Source organism: Methylophaga sp. UBA1464, from assembly GCF_002325665.1.
In the GTDB taxonomy this organism is placed as follows: domain Bacteria; phylum Pseudomonadota; class Gammaproteobacteria; order Nitrosococcales; family Methylophagaceae; genus Methylophaga.
Map to the genome: position 1 here is coordinate 1,400 of NZ_DCSO01000049.1, position 5,174 is coordinate 6,573.

General features: G+C 44.4%; 7 protein-coding genes. 6 read left to right on the plus strand and 1 reads right to left on the minus strand.

Annotated elements, in window-relative coordinates; genetic code table 11:
- The first annotated feature begins 508 nt into the window (after positions 1 to 508).
- From B3O33_RS05905 to B3O33_RS05930, 6 genes are all read left to right on the plus strand, one after another.
- Positions 509 to 955 (plus strand): plastocyanin/azurin family copper-binding protein, encoded by a 447-nt coding sequence (locus B3O33_RS05905; RefSeq protein ID WP_292360483.1) that lies wholly within the window; start codon positions 509 to 511, stop codon positions 953 to 955.
- Positions 956 to 1,121: 166 nt separating this feature from the next.
- Entirely contained in the window at positions 1,122 to 1,718 is a 597-nt protein-coding gene (gene petA / locus B3O33_RS05910) for a ubiquinol-cytochrome c reductase iron-sulfur subunit (RefSeq protein ID WP_339612411.1), read from the plus strand.
- A 5-nt stretch (positions 1,719 to 1,723) separates the two neighbouring features.
- Positions 1,724 to 2,929 carry a cytochrome b gene (locus B3O33_RS05915; protein WP_292361025.1) on the plus strand — a complete coding sequence of 402 codons (1,206 nt, stop codon included), beginning with the start codon at positions 1,724 to 1,726 and terminating at the stop codon, positions 2,927 to 2,929.
- On the plus strand, positions 2,926 to 3,636 hold the full coding sequence (locus B3O33_RS05920) for a cytochrome c1 (RefSeq protein WP_292360487.1): 711 nt from the start codon (positions 2,926 to 2,928) through the stop codon (positions 3,634 to 3,636). Before B3O33_RS05915 ends, B3O33_RS05920 begins: the two co-directional genes overlap by 4 nt.
- A gap of 33 nt (positions 3,637 to 3,669) precedes the next feature.
- Positions 3,670 to 4,290 carry a glutathione S-transferase N-terminal domain-containing protein gene (locus tag B3O33_RS05925; protein ID WP_292360489.1) on the plus strand — a complete coding sequence of 207 codons (621 nt, stop codon included), beginning with the start codon at positions 3,670 to 3,672 and terminating at the stop codon, positions 4,288 to 4,290.
- Positions 4,290 to 4,685, plus strand: a complete 396-nt coding sequence (locus B3O33_RS05930) for a ClpXP protease specificity-enhancing factor (protein WP_292360490.1) — start codon at positions 4,290 to 4,292, stop codon at positions 4,683 to 4,685. Before B3O33_RS05925 ends, B3O33_RS05930 begins: the two co-directional genes overlap by 1 nt.
- A gap of 1 nt (position 4,686) precedes the next feature.
- Here the strand turns inward: B3O33_RS05930 and B3O33_RS05935 are convergent.
- A partial coding sequence (locus B3O33_RS05935) for a helix-turn-helix domain-containing protein (protein ID WP_292363182.1) occupies positions 4,687 to 5,174 on the minus strand: 488 nt, incomplete at its 5' end.

Consider the following 5,174-nt stretch of genomic DNA (forward strand, 5'->3'; position numbering starts at 1 on the left):
CCACGGATGGACTGTATGCCGGCCTGTGTTGCTCGTCGTTTATTTAGAACGACTACAAAACCGCCGGAACAAGCAATGTTTCAGACATTGCTTTTGCATACACTCCATCCATGGAGATAAACGTTTTTGAGCGTCAGCCCCGAAGAAGGGGTGAGATACACGGATGTATCTCACAAACTACACTCCTCGCGCCTTGATTGGTGCATTTTCAGTCACAACAGAGGCGGCTATGAAAGATCAACAGACCCTAGCAATCATCGCTATATATTTCAGGAAGTTGCCCAGCACTGACAGATGGAATAACCATTGTGTTATATGACACAAATTTTCGATTTAGCATGGACATATCCCCCAAACAGTCAGTATAGTTGGACGTTTTTGTGCTGGTATTGCCAAGAAAATTACGTGTTAAAACACGTGGCTAAATGTGTTCAGTGTGGGTTCAGGTTCACTATGGGAAACTGGCACCGCACTGAGGCAAATAACTCAATAAAGAGAGGAAATATTCATGAAATATGGTAAATCACTTTTGACAGCAGCAATTGGCGCAGCATCTTTATTTTCTGCTGCTGCAATGGCTGAGAATCATGTTGTTAACGCAAGTTTGACTGCTTTTGATCCTTTGGTTGTCAAAATCGCTCCGGGTGACACTGTTTCCTGGCAACAAATGAATGGTCACCTGGTAAATACTACTTTTACTGATTCAAGTGGTGAGCAAGAATTCATTCCTGAAGGCGCTGAAGGTTTCATGTCACAAATGGGTGAAAACTACCAAACCAAACCATTGACTGTAGAAGGTGTTTACCTTTACAAGTGTGACCCTCACTGGGGTGCCGGTATGGGCGGCGCGATCATTGTAGGCGAACCGACTAATTTGCAAGCCATTGTAGACTCAAAACCTAAAGGCGCATTACGTCGTTTAGTTAAAAAAGTAGAACAGGCTACTGCAGAGTAAGTCTATACTCCTCTAGAAGTACTCCTAAAAGCCCGCATAAAAATGCGGGCTTTTTTGATCCAAAAACTTCCTTGCTATGCTAGAATTTACTGGTTTTATCTCAGCAATCCCGAGACATTGATGCTCTGCTGGATTCACATTAAATAACATATCAGGGGATATTCATCTGATGAGCGACTCTATAGATACTGGCAAAAGACGGTTTTTAACCGCCGCAGCTAGTGTAGTAGGCGGTGCTGGTGCGGTGGCTGTTGCCATACCTTTTGTTTCTTCCATTGCGCCAAGCGCTAAAGCAGAAGCTGCCGGTGCCCCGGTGCAAATTGACATCAGCCAACTTGAACCCGGTCAATTATTGACTGTCGAGTGGCGTGGCAAACCGGTTTGGATTTTCCGCCGTACCGAAGAAGTGTTAAACACTCTCGTCACCTTGAACGATGAGTTGCGCGATCCACAGAGTGAACAAACCCAGCAACCTGAATATGCGCAGAACGAAACACGCTCGATCCGAAAAGAAGTTATGGTCATGGTGGGAATATGTACACATTTGGGTTGCTCACCAACCTACCGTCCAGAAATAGCCCCTAATGATCTGGGTGCCAATTGGAAAGGCGGTTTCTTCTGCCCTTGTCATGGCTCTCGTTTTGATTTGGCTGGCCGTGTTTACCAGGGTGTTCCTGCACCGACCAATCTTGAAGTGCCCCCTTATCATTTCCAGGGTGACAATGTTGTTATTGTTGGTGAAGACGCCCAAGGAGCCGCATAATGTCTATGATGGATTGGATTGATGCTCGCTTTCCTGCGACCAAAATGTGGAAGGAACACCTTTCAGAATATTACGCACCAAAAAACTTTAATTTCTGGTATTTCTTTGGTTCTCTGGCTTTATTGATTCTGGTTTTACAGATTGTTACCGGCATATTTTTAACCATGAACTATAAACCGGATGCAGAGCTCGCCTTTGCTTCGGTTGAATACATTATGCGAGACGTAGAGTGGGGCTGGTTAATTCGTTACCTGCATTCCACCGGGGCTTCAGCATTCTTTGTCGTTATCTACCTGCATATGTTCCGTGGATTGATGTATGGTTCCTATAAACAACCCCGTGAATTAATATGGATCTTCGGCATGCTTCTGTATGTCGTGTTAATGGCCGAAGCTTTTATGGGGTATTTGTTACCTTGGGGACAAATGTCTTACTGGGGTGCTCAGGTTATTATCTCTTTGTTTGGCGCTTTACCGGTTATTGGTGAAGATCTTGCTTTATGGATTCGTGGTGATTACGTTGTCGCTGATGCCACATTAAACCGCTTTTTTGCCATGCATGTCATAGCCTTGCCTATCGTCTTATTAGGTTTGGTTGTTGCCCATATCCTCGCTCTGCATGAAGTGGGTTCAAACAATCCTGACGGTGTAGAAATCAAAAAACACAAAGACGAAAACGGTAAACCTTTAGATGGCATTCCGTTCCACCCTTATTACACGGTAAAAGATCTGGTGGGCGTAGTGGTATTCCTGTTTATATTCTCTCTGGTGCTGTTCTATCTGCCAGAATTCGGCGGCTGGTTCCTTGAAAAGGATAACTTTATTCCGGCAGATCCTTTAAAAACCCCGGAACATATTGTGCCTTTATGGTATTTCACACCGTTTTATGCCATTTTGCGTGCAGTACCGGATAAGCTGTTTGGTGTTATTGCTATGGGCTTGGCAATTGTCATGCTGTTCCTGTTGCCATGGCTGGATCGGAGCAAAACCCGTTCGATACGCTATAGAGGTCCTTATTTCCGTACGGCTCTGGTAATTTTTGTTATCAGCTTCTTAGCCTTAGGTTACCTGGGAACTCAGCCAGCAACATCGCTTTACACCTTGCTGGCACAAATATTTACGGTTCTGTATTTTGCTTTCTTTCTCCTGATGCCTATCTATACGGCATTTGATAAAGATAAACCTGTACCAGAAAGGGTGACGACCAAATGAGAAATCTGACTTTAGCAGCTTTCATTTCGATATTCAGTCTGTTCTCGACACTCGCCATTGCGGCCGGTCCGTCATCCAAACTGGATCAAGTAGATATTGATTTGACCGATAAAGCCTCATTACAGCGTGGCGCTCACACCTTTATGAATTATTGCCTGAGTTGTCATGGAGCATCGTTGATGCGTTATAACCGTATGGCAAAAGATTTGGGTTTAACCGATGAGCAAGTTACCGACAATCTAATGTTTACCACTGATAAGATCGGTGAAACGATGCAAATTGCAATGCGCCCCGAAGATGCAAAAAAATGGTTTGGTGTAGCACCACCAGACTTATCTGTCATTGCACGTGCGCGGGGTACAGATTGGTTATATACCTATTTACGTACTTTCTATTTGGATAACAGTCGTCCGATGGGTACCAACAACCTTGCGTTTAAAGATGTGGGCATGCCACATGTACTCTGGGAACAACAGGGTTATCAGGCATTGGGTGAAGACGGTCATCTCAGTGTTGCACAAGAAGGTGCGCTGACTCCTCGACAATACGATATGATGAGTCGAGATCTGGTCAACTTTCTTGCCTATATCAGTGAACCATCCAAATTACAGCGATTAGCGTTAGGTAAGTGGGTTTTACTCTATCTTGCGATCTTCTTTGTTATCGCATTGGCACTGAAAAAAGCTTACTGGAAAGACGTTCACTAACGCTACATTCAGAAATAATAAGCAGTACTGCTAATGACAACACGTAATCGTAAACCACTGATGACATTGTACTCGGATGCACAATGTCCATTCAGTCACCAGACCCGCATTGTCGTTCAAGAAAAACAAATTGAATGCCAGCTTGTAGAACTTGTTGACGGCCACTGGCCCGAAGAAGTTGCTTCAGCGAATCCCTACGGGCAGGGTCCTACATTGTTTGATCGGGACATTGTGATATTTCATTCCCCAATCATTATGGAATATCTTGACGAACGTTTCCCGCACCCATCGTTAATGCCCAATGACCCTGGGGCCCGAGCTCAAATGCGACTGATGTTACATCGCCTGGAAACCGACTGGCTTGCAATGTGGCCACAATTATCAGGGCGGGATAAATCCCCGGCCACTAAAGCAAAAAAGACTTTACGTGAAGATCTGACTGTTCTGGCTCCGCTATTTGAGCAATATGACTATCTGATGAGCGATGAATTTTCGTTGATAGACTGCTATATAGCCCCATTATTATGGCGTCTGCCTCATTTGGGTATTAAACTGCCTGATTCGGCCATCGCTGTTGAACGTTATGCGCAGAAAATATTTGATAGAGCCACATTTCAAGCGAGCCTGAGCACAGCGGAGAGAGGAATGCGCTAATGAGCATGTCTTCACAAAAACCTTATCTGATAAGGGCCATTTACCAATGGTTACTCGACAATCAATCTACCCCTTATTTATTGGTCAATACAAACCATGAAGGTGTGGTCGTTCCTGAACAATACATCCGAGATGCCCGCATTGTATTGAATCTGGCCCCTGATGCAATTAGTGGTCTGAATATGGATAATGAGTGGGTGAGCTTTTCAGCCAGATTTTCTGGCAAGGCAATGGACTTATTTATTCCGGTAATTGCTATTCAGGCTATTTATGGCAAGGAAAATAATGAAGGCATGTTCTTTCCTGAGGAAGAAAACCCTACTCCTCCGACTCCACCATCAGTCGAACCAACTAAAACGACAAACGGCAAACCCAGTTTGAAACTGGTCAAATAATTTATAGTTTGTATTTTTCCATACGATAACGCATGGCCATACGAGTCAGCCCAAGCTGCCTGGCCGCCCGCGAAACATTACCAGAACTCCGGTTCAGAGCACTTTCAAGTAAATATTTCTCAACTTGATCCATCGTCATTTTTTCTATCTCTGGTAAGACCTTTTCAGAATTATCATTCTGGCTGAAAGGTCTCAATAGCAGATCGTCAAACTCAATGATACTTTGCTTGCATAGCATAACTGCTCGTTCAAGCACATTTTCCAACTCCCTGATATTGCCCGGCCAGTCATATTGTTGCATTTGACGCATGGCATCATAAGCCAGTCTTGGCTGTTCAACGCCATAGCGTTTAGCGAATTGTTCGATGAAAAACTGTGCCAGCTCCGCTATATCCTGCTGTCGATGCCTTAGAGGAGGTAGTGTTATCTCAACGACATTCAGGCGGAAGTAAAGGTCTGCACGGAATTCCCCGGAAGCAACTAACTGTG

Bases quoted from the DNA above. Each gene is read 5' to 3' on its own strand.
- B3O33_RS05905 (WP_292360483.1), top strand. From the start codon at position 509: ATGAAATATGGTAAATCACTTTTGACAGCAGCAATTGGCGCAGCATCT.
- B3O33_RS05915 (WP_292361025.1), top strand. From the start codon at position 1,724: ATGATGGATTGGATTGATGCTCGCTTTCCTGCGACCAAAATGTGGAAG.
- B3O33_RS05920 (WP_292360487.1), top strand. From the start codon at position 2,926: ATGAGAAATCTGACTTTAGCAGCTTTCATTTCGATATTCAGTCTGTTC.
- B3O33_RS05925 (WP_292360489.1), top strand. From the start codon at position 3,670: ATGACAACACGTAATCGTAAACCACTGATGACATTGTACTCGGATGCA.
- B3O33_RS05930 (WP_292360490.1), top strand. From the start codon at position 4,290: ATGAGCATGTCTTCACAAAAACCTTATCTGATAAGGGCCATTTACCAA.